Raw genomic sequence first — 19,496 nt, forward strand, 5'->3', positions numbered from 1 at the left:
TGTTTCATGACCTTATTTATTTTAAGGTCTTATTTTTGTTAGACTTTAAATTGACCTGTTATATTTTGAAGTTGTTGGCTAACCCCTTCAATGTCATAACTGATCCCGCCCATTTCATCCGTGGTCATTTTTACTTTAGCGGCATTGGTTTCAATATCAGCAATGTATTGCTGAATAAGCTCTGAAGTATTGTGTTGTTCTTCAGTGGCTGCAGCAATTTGATCGTTTACAACCGTAATAGCGCTCACTTTGCTAGTGATATTGATTAATGCATCTCCTGCTAGTGAAGTGGTTTTAACACCTTCTTCAGCGGTTTCGATTCCACGTTGCATTGCGTCGACTGCTTGAGTCGATGTTGAGCGTAGCTCTTGCAATACTTGTTGAATTTCTTGAGTTGACGCTTGCGTGCGAGAGGCAAGTGTTCTTACTTCATCAGCAACAACGGCAAAGCCTCGTCCTTGTTCACCTGCACGTGCGGCTTCAATGGCTGCGTTTAATGCAAGTAAATTAGTTTGATCTGCAATACCACGAATGGTGTCAAGAATGTCATTTACGTTACTGGTGAATGCTTCTAACTGATTAACAACAACCGCAGTAGTTTGTACTTCTTCTGCAAGTTTATTAATCGTGGTAATGGCTTGAGCGACGACTTCTTGTCCTTGTTGTGCATCGTGATTTGCATTGTCTGCCTCTGAGGCTGCATTCGCGGCATATTCGGCAATATGTGCGACACTGACAAACATTTCTCGCATAGCATGAGAAATTTGCTCAACAGATTCATTTTGATGCTGAACAGTCACTTCACTATTTTTACAACTCTCAAGAAGAGTTTGGGAAACAGAACTTAAACTTTCAGTTGTTTGTTTAGTATCAGCGATTGAAACCTGTAGTTTAGAAACGAACTGGTTGAACCAATGCACTAAGATGGCGATTTCATCTTTACCTTGATATTCGATTCTCGAGCGAAGATCACCTTCACCTTCAGAGATATTTCTTAAAGAATCCGTTACGTTTTGGATGGTAACGATAATCGAGTGGTTAACTAAATAGCCCACAACAATAAGAAATATCGCGACGACTACGCCAATAGTCAGCATTAAGTTTGCTGCGCTATCTGAGCTTTCAAGCGTTGTTTGGATACTGTCTTCGAATGACGTTGAATAATCTGCTTGTTTTTTATCAAAAACATCAATGAGTTGCTGATAACGCTTAGCGTTATCAGCTGCTTGACGTTTTATATTATTAAAGTCAACGTCATCTTTTAGAAACTCTGCAACTAGCAGTTTGGCATTGTCATGATAAATAGAGAGATCTCTTTGCATTTGAGATGCATCATTATTCTCTGACGGCATTAAAGATTTAACAGAGTTTAAATTATTATTTATTTCTTTGACCATGTTATCAGCAGTGATCAAATTATCTTCTTCACCCGTTGTCACTGCTGATTGAATATTTTGATCAAGTTGTAAAAGTAGCCCTTTATTAATCGTGGCTAAATTTAATACTGGATATAGTTGTGATTGAAGTCCATTTAATCGTTCAGCATTTTGTTGCACGCTTTGATTGTTAATAAATAGAGATATAACAAACGAAGAAATTGCAACGACTGTTAATAAAGCAATCCTATGCTTTATTTTTAAGCTGTTTAACTTCATCTAAAAAGATCCTGCTGTGTATAATTTATGCCAAATTGATTTGGCTAGTGTAAATTTCGCATATACTAATATGAATTTTATGCTAAAAATATAGCTAATTTTGGTGTTTTGTTAAGTTTTTGCGCATCAGTTAGATAATTGTACTGTTATCAGCGGCTTGTGAGCGGTGTTTAACATAAGATTATTTTTAAGAAATAATTATCACTCTTTTAAGAGAGAGTTCTTACTCTTTAATATTCTTATTTATTAAACTGGGTCAAATAAATGTCACCGTCATATATTTGTCGGCTACAGGTTTTGGTAACAACAAATTAACCTGATGTTGTGCTCCGGTATTTTAATTAAATATTATGTAACAGGTATGTTCCTGTGATAACAATATCGGCAATTAGTTAGATAACTTTAGATGAGATATTAAGAGTTGAGTTTTATATCACTGTCAACCAGTGAGTTCACTGCTAAAAATAATAATCATTTGTATGAATGATGAAGGGGAAGGGAACTTTTTGGGCTTGTATCATGTTAATTTATAAGATTAATTTATCGCTGAAGAATATATTTAACATCCATGTTAAATATATTTGAGTAAATTAGTCACTTTGGGATAGGTTTAATGCCCTAAAGATTCTGAACCAGCGCGTCTTGGATCGGATGATCCATATATACCGTGTTCATTAATCAATATCGACTGAGTGCTGCCCATTGCACTAGAGGTTTTCACTTTATGACCTTTAGATTCCAGCAATGTAATTGTGTCATTGTTTAAACTCGTTTCTACGCCGATGTAGTCAGGTAACCATTGATGATGAATTCTTGGCGCAGCTGTGGCTTCTGCGACGTTCAACTGGTGATCTACTACATTCATTATCAATTGCAATGTGGTGGTGATGATTCTTGAGCCTCCTGGGCTACCAGTGACAAGAAAGGGTTTACCGTTTTTCATTACAATGGTTGGGCTCATAGAACTGAGTGGTCGTTTATTACCTTCAACCGAGTTCGCTTCGCCGCCGATGAGTCCGTAACCATTTGGAGTACCAGGCTTGGCTGAAAAATCATCCATTTCGTTGTTAAGCAATATTCCAGTCCCTGCAGCCACTAAACCTGAACCATAACTAAAGTTAAGCGTATAAGTGTTAGATACTGCATTGCCCCATTGATCAACAACAGAGTAGTGAGTGGTTTGATTACTTTCGTATGGCGCTATATTGCCAGCTTTAATCTCAGCGCTTGGGGTTGCTTTGTTATAAGCGATTTTTTTAGCAATACTATCAGCATACTTTTGGCTTGTTAGCTCGTCCACTGGCACAGGGTTAAAGTCTGGATCACCCAAATATTCACTTCTATCGGCGTAAGCATGCTTCATCGTTTCAGTCATAAGGTGCAAAGTTTGAGCAGTATTATGGCCAAGTTTTTGAATCGGGTAGTTTTCAAGTACATTGAGCATTTCAATAATATGAATTCCGCCTGAGGAAGGAGGTGGCATAGAAACGACTTCATAACCGCGATAACTTCCACGAACTGGCTCACGTTCAACGACGGAGTAATTTTTTAAGTCGTCTAGGGTCATAATTCCGCCAGCGCTGTTAATCGCTGAAACAATTTTCTCTGCGGTTTCTCCTTGATAAAACCCTTTACTTCCATGTTGAGCGATTAATGAAAGAGAGTGAGCTAAATCTGTCTGAATGAGGGTGTCATTAACTGAAAAGCTGTCACCATTCTTTTTATAAAAAATCTCAGCAGAGCTAGGCCATTGAGAAATTCGGCGTTTAAGCCCATCAAGTGAATCGGCCAAGTCAGAATTAATTCGAATTCCGTTTTTAGCAAGTTCGATTGAAGGTTTAATCACATCCTCAAGCTTCATGGTGCCATATTTATCTAAAGCAAGCTCAAGGCCCATAACTGTTCCTGGCACGCCTACTGCGAGACCATGCTCACGGCTCAATTTAGGATTAGCATTACCTTTTTCATCTAAAAAAATATCTTTATGGGCTTTTGCTGGCGCAGTTTCTCGATAATCAATAGCAATAGTTTTGTTTGATTCAGCTATATGCACCATCATAAAACCACCGCCACCGATATTACCGGCACGTGGGAGGGTAACTGATAATGCAAACCCAACAGCAACAGCAGCATCAACTGCGTTGCCACCTTGCTTAAGAATATCGACACCAATACGAGTTGCTAATGATTCTTGGCTGGCCACCATGCCATTTTTTGCCCAAATAGGTTGAGCGGTAGCTGAGCGACTGAATATCGATTGTTCATTTGCTGCGTGAACATTAGAAGCTGATACAGCAGTCAAACTTAGGGCAATTGCAATGCTGGTGGAAATGACGATAGGTTTAAACTGAGAAAAAATACCCACTTTCAGTCCTTTGTAAAATCAATGATGTGTTGCAATGTGCCATAAGTATGATCTAATACACAATATCTAATGCCGCATTTTGAGGAAATATGTCAGAGTTTGTAGAAGAAGGTATTGAACTGAGTTTTTATGATTCAGTGGCTTCGATTGGCAAATTAAATTGGGAAAGGGTGTTTAGAGACGATAACCCTTTTACTCAGTTTGAGTTTTTATCGGCGTTAGAACAAAGCTTAAGTGTTTGCTCAAAGGCGGGTTGGCGTCCTCAACACCTAGTTATTAGCTCTGTTAATCAAGTTGTGGCTATTTTGCCTTGTTATGAAAAAACGCATTCTTGGGGGGAGTATGTTTTTGACTGGGCTTGGGCTGAAGCCTATGAAAGAAATGGTTTGGAGTACTACCCTAAGTTAGTTGCATCAGTGCCTTTTACACCGGTGTCGGGGCAGCGAATCGGTATGATTGAGTCGATATCAGATGCTAATCGCGAATCGATATTGAATCGAATTTGTTATTTTTTGAATCAAACTGTCACCCAAAAGCAGTTTTCTTCTTGGCATTGTTTGTTTTTACCTAAAAAAGACTTCCATCACTTAAGCCATTTAACCATTGCTCGCCTAGGCACTCAGTTCCATTGGCAAAATAAATCTTATACAAATTTTGATGATTTTTTAAATCAATTAGTGTCTAGGAAACGCAAAAGTATTAAAAAAGAAAGAAAGGCAGTTGAATATTTGAATTATGATTTTATTGATGGCGATAAAGCGACTGCTGACCAATGGCAGGGGGTCATACATTGTTATCAACAAACTTACCTTAAACGCTCTGGCCACACAGGTTATTTGAATGCTGATTTTTTTCATCAAATAGCATCATCAATGGGGAAACAAATTCGTTTGCTTATAGTAACGAATGAGTCTGGTAATCTAATTGCTTCAGCATTGTATTTTATCTCTGCATCACATCTTTATGGTCGTTATTGGGGCTGTTTACAAGAGGTTGATGGTCTGCATTTTGAAACCTGCTATTACAGAGGGATTGAGTATGCCATCGATAACGGCCTCAAGATATTTGATGCTGGTGCACAGGGGGAGCATAAAGTGGCTAGGGGGTTTGAACCGGTTGAAACTTATTCAAATCATGAGGTTGCTCATCCTGAATTTAGAAGAGCAATCCACGATTATTGTCAGCAAGAACAGATACACATCAAACAATATATGCAGCAAGTATCTGAAAAACTCCCCTTTAAAAGCTAACCTCATTACTGGTGCTTTCCAAGCGTAACCCTATAGTCACTCCTCTAGAACATAGGGTTAATAATCACCTATTCCCATAGATATGTAATCTGGCTCAAGGCTAACAAAACATGCTACTGTTTACATGTCGTTAACCTAGTAGTTAACTTAGCTCAGTAGTTAACTCAGAGCTTAGCTGTAAATCACTACCTCACACAGCACTAAAGCACTTAAATTTAAAGTCGTTAAATCTAAAGCACTTAAACAAAAGTACTTATTTAAAGAAGTAGTTACCCATATGAACTTAAAAAAAATTATAAATCTGGGCACCAATAGGCAATCATTTTCTTCAGCTAATCGAATAAGAACAATGAATATAATCGGCTTAATCACAGTCGGTATTTCTTTACTCTATTCATTGAATTACATTTTTTTTCTGAAAAACCAAACTGTTGGATTTATCAATCTAGGCTTCACTTTAGCCTATCTTGGCACCATCGCTTTGACTGCAAGCCAGCAATCAAAACTTGCTAAAATTTGGTTTTTTAGTGTCTTAATGTTGCACTTGATGGTTTGCACCAATGTTTATGTAACTAACGCTAGCGGTTTTCATCTTTATTTCTTTTTAGTGCCTACAGGGGCTTTCCTGCTGTTTGAATTACGAGAACGAGTAGAGCAGGTAAGCTTGAGTCTAGTGGCTTTAGTTTTATTTTTCTTTTGTGAAAATACGGCCAACAATAATCCCTTGATTGAACTGAGCGATCAAATGAATCATATGCTGTATCAGTCAGTGGTATTTTTTACCATGCTCGAGGTGATATTTGTACTGTATATTTTTGCAAAGCAGATTGATAGAAATGAGAAGCAGTTGATATTACAAGCCACCACCGATTCATTAACTCGGCTGGCTAACAGACACTATTTTTTTGAAGAGGGGAAAACCTTATTTAATGATGCGGTAGATAAAAAATTGCCCTTTACCTTAGTGTTATTAGATTTAGATTTCTTTAAGAAAATAAATGATCAATATGGTCACTTAGTGGGTGATAAATGCTTGATAGAGGTCACTAGTACGATAAAAAAATTGTGTCGTGAAAATGATTTGTGCGCGCGTATTGGCGGTGAAGAGTTTGTCGTCGCTATGCCAAATACATCGCTTAAAGATGCTGAAAAAGTTGCTGAAAGAATGAGAAAACACATTGAAGAATGTAAAATATCGCTGTCAGAGTCTCGTCAATTAACATGCACAGCAAGCTTTGGCTTAGCTGATAAAACGCAATGTGCCACTGAACTTAAAGACTTATTGATTCGAGCGGATAAAGCATTATACGTCGCCAAAGAAAGCGGCAGAAATTGTGTTAAGCCTTATTATCAACAGGCTGCATAAAAGATTAATTGTCGATAATGGTATAATGTCGAGTTGCATTTTGGCTTACTAAAAACCAGTTTGATAGCTTGACTCGTTTTTGATGAAATTCAAACGCTGATTTATCGACAAACTCCTCACTAACATCAAATCTTAATTGATTTATGGGGCTTTGAGTGACACTAAAACTGATACAACCTTCTTCATTCAAGGTGAGTTGGCTATGCTTTACTAACTCGAAGCTGACATCAGCTAATTGGTCTGCAGTGGTGTTTTCCGGAAATTGAATATAGCCAGTTAGCTTAACAGTAGGCATTGATTTATCCTTTCCCTTTTTCCCATTCCTTATTCCCTATCTACCTGTTTTGTTGTCAAAATTTTAAACCTGTAGGTGTCGAGATTATTTGCAAGATTATCCTAGCGCTAGCCAAAAGCCCACACCAATCATTAAACTACCAGCAATGCGATTCATCAATTTGATATTGTCACCGCGAGATAAGAACATACGTAGGCTTTTCCCGCCACTTGCGTAAGCGAGCATTGATACACTTTCAGTGAGCATAATGATTGATAGCAGCCAAAATAATTGTGGAGCAACGGCTTTATCTACGCTGATAAAAGGTGGTAGTAATGAAATCATGAAAGCCCAGCCCTTAGGGTTTGCAATGGCAGTCACGAAGCCTTGAGACATTAAGGCGTAATTACTGATTGATGAATCGGTTTGTTGGCCTTCAACAATGGCCATTTTACCCTTTGAACGCCACATGTTGATACCGATATAAGCAAGGTATGCGCCGCCCAGCCACTTTAAAATGGCAAAGGCATCTGGATAATTGAGCATGACGCTGGCAACGCCCATAACCGCTGCAATGGCAACTAACGCCACTCCAACTAATTCACCTGCCATCATCCAAAGCGTTCTTTTAACACCAATACTCATACCCAATGTCATTGCTAAAGTCATGCACATGCCCGGAGTAATCGATACAAAGAAAAATGTCGGGATAAATACGGCTAAAACGGCTAAATCTGGCATCACTTAAAATTCTTAACAAAGGCAAAACGCTGAGTGTAAGGGTTTAATCCATTAGTGCAATCAAAAGTTAATAGCTGTAGGTAAAATGAGGAAGAAAGAATTGGTAACAAATACTCAAAAACCTTTATCAACGACGATAAAGGTTTTTATTTTCTCAAATGATAGTCGCGAGCAACTAATGGAAAATTTTAGCTTGGATCTACAACAATATGCTCAAGCTCGATAGCTGCAACAGCTTGTAGAGTATCCATAGTCGCATTGACTAAGCTTATTTTCCCACCCGAGGACTCAATTAATACCGCACGGTTAATATCGCTGTAATCACGGTTATGACGGATGAGATTAGATAGCGCCATTTGCATTGGCATCATTGAAGGGTTAAATGCTGCGTTTTCAGCATAACGACCACAGTAAGTTTTACCGTCTTTGGTTTCGATAACGACAGCAGCGAAATTATTGGTATACGGCGCGTAACTAAGTCCAGCTTGATCAACCGCTTCGATAATCATTGGGTCATCAGAGTTTAAACTGAATTCAATATTACTTTTTGACAGCAAAGGTTTAGTGACTTGTAAATCTTTTGGCCCAAAGGCATATGGTAAGTAATGTGCGAGTAACTTGGGCTGTTGGCCAGGTAAATGAATTTTTATATCAATACCACTAACTAACTCATTAATGAATTGGCGACAGTGACCACATGGGCTGAAGTTCACCACAATATCGACAATTTTCTGTTCGCCATTGAGCCAAGCATGACTAATGGCACTTTGCTCTGCATGAACGGTATGAAAAAGCGCTTCAGAAGATAATTCAAAGTTAGCGCCCATATAAATATCACCGCTTTCGCCTTTGGCGATAGCACCAACATAAAACTCACTGATACTTGGTTTGGCGAGTGCTGCAGCGATTGGCAATAAACTAAGTAATAGTTCTTCTTCTGTCATGTCACTGGCATCAACAAGTTGTGCCAATTGACTTGCATCAATGTGACCACAAAAGTCTTCATTGAGTAATGGGATTAACGCTGTGGCAACAGGCTTTGGTAGTTGGGTGATGCTATCAATAAAACGATTTTGCATGACCAATTCCTTTTTAATTAAACAATAAGTGCAAAGTAATTTATGTTAAGCCGCTTAGAGTGACTGTAAATATAAACAAAGGGCTTTTAATAATTTCTGTTTGTGTTCATTCTCGCTGGTTTCTTCCAGTAAGTTTTCGAGATTAATCACATAATCAGCATCAGATAGGCGCTGTTGGCAAAACTCTCGCCATAACATTGACTCATCATGGCTGAGGGTTTCAGGATAATTACGCGCACGATAGCGGAAAAACATTTCTGCTAAGCGATCATCTTCAAAGTCGAGGTTAAGCGCAGCTAAGTTCTCTGCTTTTGTATTGCGGACCATTTCCATTTTGGCTTTATCTGCATGACTAAAAAAGCCACCGCTATATAGCATAAGATCTGGATCAGTTGCCGCAGGGTGGTCGTTCACCTCAAACACAGCTTGCAGCTTTTCCCTTAATTCAGGGTGTTGCTTAAATAGTTTGTATTGTGAGCGAGCAAAGTTCATATCAAATTGATGACGTTCGGCCACTTGCTCTGTGAGTAGTTTTGGTGTGCCAATAAATGGGCATTTATTTAGGTGGATCTGTTTTAAAGGGATAGGTAGCTCATCAGGGGCTAATTCACTGCGGGGGGTATACATCCGCTGGACAATATCTTCCACTGATAACTCAATCAGTGGCGTTAAATCCATAGCCAAATTGACACAAATCATCGCGTTTTTATTACTTGGATGCGGCGCCGCTGGTGCAATTAATGTTACGCAACCATTAGCGGCACTTATTTTTGAACTCACATGTACAAGCGGTTGCATAAAATCGCCTTGTATCAGCTCTGCAACTTTTCTTTTATTACGTAATTCAAAATAGTATTCGTATAATTTAGGTTGTTTTTCTTTGATAAGTTTTGCGATTGCAATCGTGGCGTAGACATCGCTCATTGCATCATGAGCTTGTTCATGACTTAGCCCATTCGCTTGAGTTAAATGTTCTAATTTAAAGCTTGGCGAACCATCTTCTTTTAATGGCCAATTGATACCATCAGGTCTAAATGCGTAGCAAGCTCGGACTAAATCGATGATATCCCAACGTGTGTTACCGTTTTGCCACTCACGCGCATATGGGTCAATAAAGTTCCGGTAAAAACCATAACGACTCACTTCATCATCAAAACGCAATGAGTTGTAACCGACAACACAAGTATTAGGCTGGGAAAAGATTGCATTAATGCGGCCCATGAACTCGGTTTCAACCAGGCCTTTTTGGTTGGCTAATTGAGGAGTAATTCCGGTTACTAGAATGGCTTCTGGTGAGGGCAGGTAGTCAGTGGACTGCTTACAATAAAAGTTTTCAGGTTCACCAATGATATTGAGATCTAAGTCAGTGCGAATACCGGCAAATTGAGAAGGACGGTCTTTTGCAGGGCTAACCCCAAAAGTTTCATAGTCGTGCCAGAAAAGAGTGGGTTGTATTTTCGTGTTCATTCTTATGTGTTTCGTCCATTAAAGCGTATTTTAGCGAATCAATATCAACCTCAGCTGCGTTATTGTATTAACCAATAACAGATACTTTGCAACTACTGTATTTCGTCGATATTTCAAAAATCAAATGATTGCAGTTTTGATTCTTATCAGCATTAAATTCAAATAAGAGAGTTTATGAAATCATGATAAACCTTTTCAGCGTCAAAATCGAAACTGATTGTAGCGTTCATCAATACGGTAATAATTCAAGGCTAAAAATCACTCGAATCTAAGCTGAGATAATTAAGGATAAAAATACTAAAACATTATTTATTAAAGATTAATCTACTAAAGAAGCGTATTAGCGCGTGTTTAACAATGCATGAATAGAGGGCGGGATCCTTCAAATACGATTACTGACTTAAGTTATTGAAGTTTATCATTTCATTTAATAACCCGTGTTTTGCAACGTTTCGTTGCTAAATCAATTCTTACGACTCGTTAAGCAAGCCGCTAGGTTTTAACGCTATAGCGTGCTTGATATTGCTTGTTATTATTTCTGTCGCTGGACGCCTTACAACATGTCTGAAATTCTCGTTTCACCATTAATATCTTTTACCATCGCCATTTCATTATTGTTTGTTGGTAAAGGGTTGATTGATAAATTTTCAATTTTACAAAAATACGCATTGCCTGAGCCTGTTATCGGCGGGTTTGTTTGCGCAGCTTTTGTCGCTTTTTTGTATTACGTGTTCAGTATACAAGTAACCTTCAGCCTCGATATTACTGATTTCTTACTGCTTTATTTCTTTGCAGGTATCGGCCTTCAAGCTGACTTTAAAACATTAATTAAAGGTGGCAAACCATTAATGATGTTACTGGTATTGGCTGCGAGCTTTATTGTACTGCAAAACCTTGTGGGAATGGGGGTGGCTTCTAGTTTCGGAATGGATCCTAAAGCGGGATTGTTATCAGGTTCGGTAAGTTTAATTGGTGGAGTTGGAACGACCTTAGCTTGGGCACCGATTTTTGTTGAAGATTACGGTATTTCAAATGCGATGGAATTGGGGATTGCCTCTAATACTGTTGGTTTAATTGCTGCCTGTGTGATTGGCGGGCCGATTGCTAATTATTTAATGAAAAAGCACCGGATTAAACCTTCTAACGAGAAAGATGTTGCTGTTGGTGCATACCAAGCAACGGAGTCATCAAATGAGCTTAGCCATTATGGCGTCTTGTGGGCGTGGTTAACATTAAACGTTGCACTGATGTTGGGACAGTCTATTGGTGAAGTCATAGACTCATTTGGTCTTAAATTACCTGCGTTTGTTAGTTGTCTTATCGCAGGGATTTTAATCGGTAACATTGGCCGTGCAGTATTCAAAAGAAAACGTACCAAAGAAAGAATTGAGCAGGGACAAAAGGGTCTGGCAATGATTTCTGATATTTGTCTTGGTATGTTTTTGACTATGGCGTTAATGGGACTAAGAATTTGGGACTTAGATGGGCTATTTGGCTATATTTCAGTGATTATGTCTGCGCAAATATTTTTATCTTTAATGTTCACCTTATTAGTGGTGTATTACCTAATGGGCAGAAATTATGACTCAGTTGTTATTTGTTCAGGCTTTGGTGGAATTACTTTAGGCTCGACAGCCACTGCAATTGTTAACATGACATCAGTGACCAACCGTTATGGAGCAAGCGCACAGGCCTTTATTGTTGTGCCTTTGGTATGTGGATTTTTTATCGATTTAGTCAACGCGCTAGTGATCAGTTTTTTTGTCGGACTGTAGTGAGTTAATTAAAGAAGATAAAGTTAATGGGGACTTAAACAGTCTTCATTAACGATTAACGTTAGCGCTGCGAAGGCTTTAGTGGTTGTGGCTATTTATTTTATAAACATGAATTACTAAAATGTTTGAAAAATCGTTATATATCTGGGTATTTACATATTCGATATTTGCTGGTTAACTGCCACTAATGATAAGGGAGCAGTTATGTACAATCATTTATTCAGTCAGCCAGTCAAATACAACATCAATAAAGATCAAACTTTATCGATTGCCTTAGCGGATGACGTCAGTGATTTTATATTATTGCCTGCTTTGAGCCAGCCGTTGGCTGAAATCATCATTTGTGAGTCCGAGGGGGCTGAATCTGCCAGTTTTATTCTAACCTGTCAGCCATTTTTTAATGTTGAAGTGTTACCGCAATCAGCTGATGATCTTGTTTGTGCTGTGCCTAATACTGATTTGTCCAACCTTATCACAGATGGTGATTTAGACCCATCTCAACCACTTGAAGAGTTTAACCGTACTTTGGGGCAAGGCTTTCGTCTTTATGCTCGTGTGGGGGTTGCTCCACGTATTTCAGCTAAGTTATTAAGAAAAGGAGTGGTGCTATCTTTTTCAGTTGAAGACATTCAACACAACTTGATTTCTATTAGGTATCAGCAATCAGTATGTGAGTCAGTAACGTTAGAGCAAGATTTAAGGTTAAATCAAGAGCCTAAAGAACTCATGATGGCAAAAGCCATCCTAGCGAGAAATTTCGACTATGAAGAGTCTCCTGAAAACTTAGCAATAAATATCAGTGAAATTGAACAGGTGAGGGCTGATATCAATGTTTATTTGGCTGAAGAACGAAATAAGGTCCATGCCATTATTGCTGCGCAACTATTGAAGCTTGATAACCTCCTTAATCATAAACAGCAGTGGTTATTAAGAACATATAGTCAGTCTCAGCAAAGAACTAACTATGCAACAGCTGCAAATGAACTTTCTAAGGATGTAGAAGACCTACAACGAAAACTAGAGTGTTTTACTCTGCTAGCACCAGCGGATGTTAGTTTGATGGTCGACAAGCTTACTGAAGATACCTGACATTTTCCTATTGATTGCGTAAAATCCTACTCCATGCGTTCCAGTTAACTCTTTTATCAGAGTTCATACATATCTTTTATTATTTATACAGAGTTATTTGATGCAATATATTTGTCCAATATGCAGTTCTGCCTTGTCACTAAACGCCAAATCTTGGCAGTGTGAAAATCGACATCAATTCGATTGCGCAAAAGAAGGTTATGTCAATCTATTGCCCGTTCAGAAAAAGAACTCTAAAGATCCTGGTGATAATAAAACGATGATGTTCGCACGTCGTGAGTTTTTAAATAAAGGTTATTACCAAAAACTCAGCGATAGAGTGAATGAGCTCGCGATTCAGTTCTCAAACAGTGCTGAAAAAATATTAGATATAGGATGTGGTGAAGGCTATTACAGTCATCGCTTATTACAAGCTTTACAGCAAGAAGGTGAAAGCAGTGATAGTCAAACAGCTTGTCACCTTCAAGGCTTGGATATCTCGAAATCTGCGATTAAATATGCTTCTAAACGATATGCAGAATTAGATTTTTGTGTGGCCAGTGCCTACGAAATGCCATTTGCAGATAACGCTTTTGATTTAGCTATGCGCATTTATGCGCCGTCCAAGATAGAAGAATTACAGCGAGTGATTAACCAAGACGGTATTTTAATCACGGTTTCACCTGGCCCTATGCATCATTTTGCGATGAAAAAAATCATTTATAGTGAGCCAAAACCCCATGACGAAGCTAAAGCTGAACTTGAAGGCTTTAACTGCTTACACCAAGAAAGAGTACAGTATCAATTGGAGTTGACAGACCCTATTGATATTGAACACTTTTTAAATATGACGCCTTACGCATGGAAGTTAACCCAAGAACAAAAGGCACAAATCGCAGATCAAGGACTTAGCTGCGAGTTAGACTTTAGTATTGAAATTCATCAACGTAATTGATTTGTCATCTAGATTTGCTATTTTACTTTTTGAATCTGATATTTAGTTTTAATTAGTGGTTCCATTCGAAAATATTTAGCGATGTAATAACTAATTGAATTAAAATGTTGATGTTAGTTGACATCCCCGTAGAAAGGTTCATAATCTATCGGGCTTGAAGGTTGGGCTTAGTTTATGTGTTTCAATACGACCAGTTTCGTCCTGTGAACATAAGTAAAACCGGCATTTTCAGCTCTACCGCCGTTAAGGCTTTAATTTATATATACAGGATTTATATCATGTCTCAAGTTACTGGTGTTGTTAAGTGGTTCAACTCTGACAAAGGTTTCGGATTTATCGAGCAAGAGTCTGGTCCAGACGTATTCGTTCACTTCCGTGCTATCAACTCAGACGGTTTCAAAACTCTTGACGAAGGTCAAAAAGTTCAGTTCACTGTTACTCAAGGTCAAAAAGGCCCACAAGCTGAGAACGTAACTGTAGTTTAATTATTCCTAGCTTCGGCTAGATAATTAAATAAAACTGTAGTCTTTGACTACAGTTTTTTTTGCTTTTCTGAAAGTAAAAAATCCTGTCATCCTCCACTTTTTTATCATATCTAGCGCTTGTAACTACAGCTAAGCCATTTTTGTAACATTTTTCTATTATCACCAATTGGCCAGCATATATTGCTGACAGGCTTAACCTTTGAGCTAATTAGCGCTATATAATTAATGATTAGATTAAAATGATTAGTATATAAAATAAAAAGTTGTCGCAGTATTAACTCATCCATAGGTCAGTGTCTCAATGTAGTTAATTAGATGCGTTGAATGCAAAAGTTTGAATTGACATAAGTGACATTAAAATCTACACAATAAAAAAGCCCAGTATGACAACTGAGCTTTTAAAGGAACACCTCAAGTAAGCCTTAGCTTGAGAATAGGGTTTCTTCTAAACTCCTACCTTTCATGATGGCTTTGTATTGCCAGGCATTTTCACTAAAGAGTGTCAGCAAAGACAGCTCTAAGTTAAAGCTACTATCAAAGTGGTGTTCAATAATAATTTGTTCATCATTGTTGATTTTTACGTTGATAATATTCGGCATGCTGCTTACTTTCTGACTTAATAACTCGATATCAGCTTGTTGCATCGTTAAGGTTAAAAAAGCGGTTTCTGCATCAGCTTTCATTGAAACAGACTGTTGAAGCTGCCCTTGTTCTAGGTATAAGACCTGATCACAAAGTTTTTCTAACTCTTCTAAATTATGTGAGCTGATAACGAAAGTGGTCGTTGCAGATAAGTCTTTCACGATTTGACGAATCTTTTTGGCATTCGCAGGATCTAAACCAGCAGTAGGCTCATCCAATAACACCAGCTTAGGCGAGCCTATTAACGCCTGAGCAATAGAAACACGTTTACTCATGCCATGGCTTAAGCTTTTAGGTAGCATTAGCGCAGAAGCGGTTAAATCGACCAGCTCTAACACTCTAAGTGCTTCTTGCTTTGCTTGTTTACCATTCATACCTTGCAGCTTTCCAAAAAACGTTAGCTGCGACACTATGGTAAAATTGGGATCTAACGCTGCATCTTGCGGTAAAGCTGAAACCAAGTTTTGTAGTTTTTGACTGCCAGGCTTTTCACCTAAAATGGTGATCTCGCCTTCGCTTGGATGGATATAACCACATAGCAAACTGAATAAGGTGGTTTTCCCGGCGCCATTGGGCCCAACTAGGGCGATTGGCGCTCCAGAGTCTAAAGACAAGTTAATATTACTTAGCGCCGCCTTAGTACCGTAATGTTTAGCGATGCCTTCACAGGTGATTAGCTTCATAGTGCACTCCGTTGCATGTATACGCGACCAGCAATAAGAATGACTAGGGTCTGAATTAAAGGAATTGGGGCATACATCAAAGAGTTCAGCCCTTGTGTATTAATCATGAGTGATAGTTGTGAGCCAGGCAAAACCCAACTTAAAAATGACATAGCGGGAATTTGGCTATTAATAATCATAATTAATATGTTGCTAACAGCCCACAAAATGACAGCGTAAATACTGGCTTGACGTGCGCTATTTGCGTACCAAGAAAGCACGGCCATCACAGCTGTATAAGGTAGCAATGCGATGAAGATGTTGATAAACACTGTGACACCACTTCCTAATGCGTCCATGAACAAGCTTGCATCACGGCTAAGCACCATCAGCAAGGTAGCCAATATAGTGAGCAGTAATAAACAACTTTGAATCAGCATTTGACCTAGAAAACGACCAAAGAAAATACTGTCTCGGCTGACGCGAAGAGATAAAAAGCGAAACGAACCACGTTGTTTATCTGAACTAAACTGATCGGCAGTAATAAAAATACTGAACATAGGAAAAACATAAAGAGCGATACACCAAAACACCGCAAATTCGGCTACTTTCCAACTGAACAACTGACTGAGTGCATCAGGGCCATAAATCCCTTGAACCAACTCTTTAAATCCTGGCTCAAGCATGTAAACCGATGCACTTTGTACTGGGTAGAGTAAAATAATCGCCCACAGTAACGAAAATGCAATGAGCGCTGCGATACCTTTGGTATTCGTAAAGCGTTTACTCAACTCATAACTGGCAATTAACCAAGTTTGTCGGAGTGAGGATGATTGTGGAGTGGAGTCCATTAAAAAAATATCCTTGAGTGTTTCTAGGTGTGTTAGCCATCATACGTGATAGCTAACATAATTAAGATTAATTATTGTTAAGCTAATGTTTACCTTACGAAATAGTAAAGCATTACCCAAGACTAATCTAAAAGTTGCTCTAGTTCTGTTATCCGTTGAGTTAAATCACTGACTTGTGATTCTAGTGAGGCTAACCTTTCTTGCAATGCTTGCTCTGTTTCTGAAGTCGTAGCTTTACCAACTGGAACTTGGCTGACTTCAAACTGTGTCGTGCCTTGTTCTAAATAATGTTTATCTGAGAAAAGTTGCGCGTATCGACTATCACGACGATTGGCTTCTCGAGGCAATTGCACTACTAACGGCTCATCTCGTGAAGCTAAAGATTGCAGGGCGGTTTCGACCTGTTGCGGGCCATCAAATTCGTGTAATCGATTACAACGGGTTTTTAACTCTCCAGGTGTTTGAGGACCTCGAAGTAGAAGTACAATAATGACTGCAAGCTGCTCACTGGAAAACTGTAAATCGCTAAATTCTGTGTTACAAAAACGATGCTTGTATTTGACAACGCGACTGCCAAACCCTGTCTGTTCACTGATAAGCCTTTTCTTGGTAAGTTCGTCAATGATGGATTGGGTTTCTTGCTCAGATAAATTCATGACAGGTTCACGGCTGCTTTTTTGATTACAGGCCATGGTTAAAGAGTTGATTGAAAGAGGGTATTGCTCGGGGGTAGTAATTTCTTTTTCTAATAAACAGCCGATAACACGGGCTTCTTGATTGCTAAGTTCCATAAATTACTCCAAATAAAAAAGCATGGTTTGTTATAACAGAACCATGCTTTTTATCAAACAATTCAGTTTGTATGCAGCTTATTTGAGCAATCTAATTCCATCATCTTCAATGCTGATCTGTCCACCTTTAAACAAACCGCCAATGCTGCGCTTGAATGCTTTTTTGCTCATCGATAATTGATCGTAAATAATTGCTGAATCAGTTTTATCATTTAACGGTAAAAAACCACCTGCACGATGTAACTTGTTGATAATAGTTTCTGCGTTCCTGTCTAAACCTTTCTGATCTGCTTTTTGTAAAATCAAATCAACTTTGCCATCTTCACGAACTTGTTTGATAAAGCCTTTGATTGATTGACCGAAGCTTAAACGTTGAAATACTTCATTTTGGAATAATACGCCCCAATGAGCATGATTAATGATGGCTTTGAAACCTAAATCAGTACTACCGCCAATGATTAAATCAACTTCTTGACCTGCTTGGTATTCAGCTGGGGTTTTATCTAAAAATTTATCAACTTTAGATGAGGCCATAATACGTTCATCAACGTGGTTAGCATGCACATAAACTAAGTAAGATTTACCTTCTTCAATGCTTCTATGCTGCTCACCAAAAGGCAGTAGTAAATCTTTTTCAAGCCCCCAATCAAGGAAAGCGCCATAAGGACCCGTTGCAATGGCTTTAAGGTAAGCAAACTCACCAACTTGGGCATAAGGCTTTTGGGTCGTGGCAATCACAATATCTTCAGAGTCAAGATAGAGAAACACATCAACCATATCGCCAACTTGACAGTTTTTAGGCACAAATTTGTTTGGCAGTAACACTTGTCCTAGCTCTTGTGCATTGACATAAACGCCAAAACTAACTTGTTTAACGACTTCTAAGGCGTAACTCTTTCCGATTTGTATCATCTGCGTCTCTATTTGACTTAAATTTCATGAAAAAACAGGCTAATTATATACTCAATATCAATGCCATGTAACTTGCGTGAGTGAACAAAGCCAATTTATTCATTTCTTAACTCAATTAAGGTTAATAGTTCGGGTAGAGTTTGGGCCATAAATTAATGTGAAATCACTGGTTTTTAACAAAAAAAACATATGTTTCTTAAGCAGCTTCTTTGAAGAAAGAAATATATTCTAAAATCGCTTTTTCTTACTTGCATTATACTGGTTTGCAGGGTTTAATTGCGCCGCTTTTTTATTTGCGTTTTGGGCAAGTTTGATTGTATTTAGCGCTCAGTTTACTTTGTTGGTTAGTTTTACTGCCTTATCGACTTTTTATGTAGAATATCTACAGCTCAAAGTATCTGCCTTGTAAAAGTGACCTGCAATTCGCTGCAAGAAAAGCCTTGAAAGATCAGCAGTCCCTAGGTGAGAGACTAAAATAGCAAGTATATTGGTTGATGTTTGAACTCGATTAAAGGCAAACCTCGAGTCAACATTGATGACTTTTAATTATTATATCTACGTTGTTAATGTCTAGGTGTTAGCGACAACGTTGGACACAAACATGTTAAACAAAACAAATCTTTACTATGAAACCTTACATACTGCTTATGGGCAGTATTTCGAAGTTGAACAAGTTCTGTTTGAACAAAAAACAGAGCAATGGCATTTAAGTATTTTTGAGAATAAACACTTTGGCCGAGTAATGGCATTAAACGGTGCTATACAAACAACTGAGAAAGATGAATTTGTTTATCATGAAATGATGACTCATGTCCCTATACTGGCTCACGGCAGTGCTAAAAAAGTCCTGATTATCGGTGGTGGTGATGGTGGAATGCTAAGGCAAGTGCTGAAACATCAAAGTGTTGAGCAGGTTACTATGGTTGAAATCGATGCTAGTGTAGTAGATATGTGTAAAACCTATTTTCCTCAACATTCTCAAGGGGCTTTCGAAGACCCACGAGTGAATTTAGTGATTGATGATGGGATGCACTTTATTGAAAACTGCCAACAATGCTTTGATGTCATTATTTCTGATTGTACCGACCCAGTTGGACCTGGAGAAGTGCTGTTTAGCTCAGCATTTTACGAAAACTGTAAGCGCTGCTTAACWGATCV

Annotated in this window: 17 protein-coding genes; 7 read left to right on the forward strand and 10 right to left on the reverse strand. The window is 38.4% G+C overall.

From position 1 onward, the window contains the following. Positions 1-38: 38 nt before the first annotated feature. Both FNZ24_RS17910 and ggt read right to left on the reverse strand, forming a co-directional pair. The gene (locus FNZ24_RS17910) at positions 39-1,655 is read right to left on the reverse strand and encodes a methyl-accepting chemotaxis protein (RefSeq protein ID WP_153916203.1); all 1,617 of its coding nucleotides are present in this window, start codon (positions 1,653-1,655) and stop codon (positions 39-41) included. 610 nt (positions 1,656-2,265) lie between these two features. Beyond that, positions 2,266-4,020: a gamma-glutamyltransferase gene (gene ggt, locus FNZ24_RS17915; protein WP_153916204.1), complete on the reverse strand. Its 1,755-nt coding sequence runs from the start codon at positions 4,018-4,020 to the stop codon at positions 2,266-2,268. A gap of 89 nt (positions 4,021-4,109) precedes the next feature. On the opposite strand from ggt, the gene FNZ24_RS17920 reads away from it, so the two are divergent. Next, on the forward strand, positions 4,110-5,270 hold the full coding sequence (locus FNZ24_RS17920) for a GNAT family N-acetyltransferase (RefSeq protein WP_153916205.1): 1,161 nt from the start codon (positions 4,110-4,112) through the stop codon (positions 5,268-5,270). A 277-nt stretch (positions 5,271-5,547) separates the two neighbouring features. Continuing rightward, a complete protein-coding gene (locus tag FNZ24_RS17925) occupies positions 5,548-6,636 on the forward strand; it encodes a GGDEF domain-containing protein (protein ID WP_153916206.1) in 1,089 nt (362 codons plus the stop codon). A gap of 4 nt (positions 6,637-6,640) precedes the next feature. Here the strand turns inward: FNZ24_RS17925 and FNZ24_RS17930 are convergent, their stop codons facing one another. From FNZ24_RS17930 to sbcB, 4 genes are all read right to left on the reverse strand, one after another. Further along, positions 6,641-6,931: a putative quinol monooxygenase gene (locus FNZ24_RS17930; protein WP_153916207.1), complete on the reverse strand. Its 291-nt coding sequence runs from the start codon at positions 6,929-6,931 to the stop codon at positions 6,641-6,643. 96 nt (positions 6,932-7,027) lie between these two features. Continuing rightward, a complete protein-coding gene (locus FNZ24_RS17935) occupies positions 7,028-7,651 on the reverse strand; it encodes a LysE family translocator (RefSeq protein WP_153916219.1) in 624 nt (207 codons plus the stop codon). A gap of 188 nt (positions 7,652-7,839) precedes the next feature. Further along, positions 7,840-8,730, reverse strand: a complete 891-nt coding sequence (gene cdd / locus FNZ24_RS17940) for a cytidine deaminase (protein ID WP_153916208.1) — start codon at positions 8,728-8,730, stop codon at positions 7,840-7,842. A gap of 54 nt (positions 8,731-8,784) precedes the next feature. Beyond that, positions 8,785-10,197 carry an exodeoxyribonuclease I gene (sbcB, locus tag FNZ24_RS17945; protein WP_153916209.1) on the reverse strand — a complete coding sequence of 471 codons (1,413 nt, stop codon included), beginning with the start codon at positions 10,195-10,197 and terminating at the stop codon, positions 8,785-8,787. Between the two features lie 560 nt (positions 10,198-10,757). Here sbcB and gltS point away from each other — a divergent pair. The 4 genes from gltS to FNZ24_RS17965 all read left to right on the forward strand — a co-directional run bounded on the left by gltS (position 10,758) and on the right by FNZ24_RS17965 (position 14,480). After that, on the forward strand, positions 10,758-11,972 hold the full coding sequence (gltS, locus tag FNZ24_RS17950; RefSeq protein WP_153916210.1) for a sodium/glutamate symporter: 1,215 nt from the start codon (positions 10,758-10,760) through the stop codon (positions 11,970-11,972). Between the two features lie 204 nt (positions 11,973-12,176). Then, complete coding sequence (locus FNZ24_RS17955; protein ID WP_153916211.1) at positions 12,177-13,061, forward strand: hypothetical protein; 885 nt, start codon at positions 12,177-12,179, stop codon at positions 13,059-13,061. A 100-nt stretch (positions 13,062-13,161) separates the two neighbouring features. Next, positions 13,162-13,995 carry a 23S rRNA (guanine(745)-N(1))-methyltransferase gene (rlmA, locus tag FNZ24_RS17960; protein ID WP_153916212.1) on the forward strand — a complete coding sequence of 278 codons (834 nt, stop codon included), beginning with the start codon at positions 13,162-13,164 and terminating at the stop codon, positions 13,993-13,995. A gap of 278 nt (positions 13,996-14,273) precedes the next feature. Then, positions 14,274-14,480 (forward strand): cold-shock protein, encoded by a 207-nt coding sequence (locus FNZ24_RS17965; RefSeq protein ID WP_012155714.1) that lies wholly within the window; start codon positions 14,274-14,276, stop codon positions 14,478-14,480. Positions 14,481-14,902: 422 nt separating this feature from the next. Here FNZ24_RS17965 and FNZ24_RS17970 read toward each other — a convergent pair whose 3' ends face one another. The 4 genes from FNZ24_RS17970 to FNZ24_RS17985 all read right to left on the reverse strand — a co-directional run bounded on the left by FNZ24_RS17970 (position 14,903) and on the right by FNZ24_RS17985 (position 18,338). After that, on the reverse strand, positions 14,903-15,805 hold the full coding sequence (locus FNZ24_RS17970) for an ABC transporter ATP-binding protein (RefSeq protein ID WP_153916213.1): 903 nt from the start codon (positions 15,803-15,805) through the stop codon (positions 14,903-14,905). After that, positions 15,802-16,635, reverse strand: a complete 834-nt coding sequence (locus FNZ24_RS17975) for an ABC transporter permease (RefSeq protein WP_153916214.1) — start codon at positions 16,633-16,635, stop codon at positions 15,802-15,804. Before FNZ24_RS17975 ends, FNZ24_RS17970 begins: the two co-directional genes overlap by 4 nt. A gap of 122 nt (positions 16,636-16,757) precedes the next feature. Next, complete coding sequence (locus tag FNZ24_RS17980) at positions 16,758-17,426, reverse strand: YceH family protein (RefSeq protein ID WP_153916215.1); 669 nt, start codon at positions 17,424-17,426, stop codon at positions 16,758-16,760. A 78-nt stretch (positions 17,427-17,504) separates the two neighbouring features. After that, entirely contained in the window at positions 17,505-18,338 is an 834-nt protein-coding gene (locus tag FNZ24_RS17985) for a S1 RNA-binding domain-containing protein (protein WP_153916216.1), read from the reverse strand. Positions 18,339-18,939: 601 nt separating this feature from the next. Here FNZ24_RS17985 and speE point away from each other — a divergent pair. Further along, positions 18,940-19,496 (forward strand): polyamine aminopropyltransferase (gene speE / locus FNZ24_RS17990; protein WP_153916217.1); only part of this gene is annotated, 557 nt, incomplete at its 3' end.

The sequence above is a fragment of the Shewanella sp. TC10 genome (genome assembly GCF_009663145.1).
In the GTDB taxonomy this organism is placed as follows: domain Bacteria; phylum Pseudomonadota; class Gammaproteobacteria; order Enterobacterales; family Shewanellaceae; genus Shewanella.

Excerpts from the sequence above, each read along its gene's own strand:
- FNZ24_RS17920 (WP_153916205.1), top strand. The coding sequence starts at position 4,110 with ATGTCAGAGTTTGTAGAAGAAGGTATTGAACTGAGTTTTTATGATTCA.
- FNZ24_RS17970 (WP_153916213.1), bottom strand. The coding sequence starts at position 15,805 with ATGAAGCTAATCACCTGTGAAGGCATCGCTAAACATTACGGTACTAAG.
- FNZ24_RS17925 (WP_153916206.1), top strand. The coding sequence starts at position 5,548 with ATGAACTTAAAAAAAATTATAAATCTGGGCACCAATAGGCAATCATTT.
- FNZ24_RS17965 (WP_012155714.1), top strand. The coding sequence starts at position 14,274 with ATGTCTCAAGTTACTGGTGTTGTTAAGTGGTTCAACTCTGACAAAGGT.
- FNZ24_RS17980 (WP_153916215.1), bottom strand. The coding sequence starts at position 17,426 with ATGGAACTTAGCAATCAAGAAGCCCGTGTTATCGGCTGTTTATTAGAA.
- FNZ24_RS17910 (WP_153916203.1), bottom strand. The coding sequence starts at position 1,655 with ATGAAGTTAAACAGCTTAAAAATAAAGCATAGGATTGCTTTATTAACA.
- gltS (WP_153916210.1), top strand. The coding sequence starts at position 10,758 with ATGTCTGAAATTCTCGTTTCACCATTAATATCTTTTACCATCGCCATT.
- FNZ24_RS17985 (WP_153916216.1), bottom strand. The coding sequence starts at position 18,338 with ATGATACAAATCGGAAAGAGTTACGCCTTAGAAGTCGTTAAACAAGTT.
- FNZ24_RS17930 (WP_153916207.1), bottom strand. The coding sequence starts at position 6,931 with ATGCCTACTGTTAAGCTAACTGGCTATATTCAATTTCCGGAAAACACC.
- FNZ24_RS17975 (WP_153916214.1), bottom strand. The coding sequence starts at position 16,635 with ATGGACTCCACTCCACAATCATCCTCACTCCGACAAACTTGGTTAATT.
- sbcB (WP_153916209.1), bottom strand. The coding sequence starts at position 10,197 with ATGAACACGAAAATACAACCCACTCTTTTCTGGCACGACTATGAAACT.
- FNZ24_RS17935 (WP_153916219.1), bottom strand. The coding sequence starts at position 7,651 with ATGCCAGATTTAGCCGTTTTAGCCGTATTTATCCCGACATTTTTCTTT.
- cdd (WP_153916208.1), bottom strand. The coding sequence starts at position 8,730 with ATGCAAAATCGTTTTATTGATAGCATCACCCAACTACCAAAGCCTGTT.
- FNZ24_RS17955 (WP_153916211.1), top strand. The coding sequence starts at position 12,177 with ATGTACAATCATTTATTCAGTCAGCCAGTCAAATACAACATCAATAAA.
- rlmA (WP_153916212.1), top strand. The coding sequence starts at position 13,162 with ATGCAATATATTTGTCCAATATGCAGTTCTGCCTTGTCACTAAACGCC.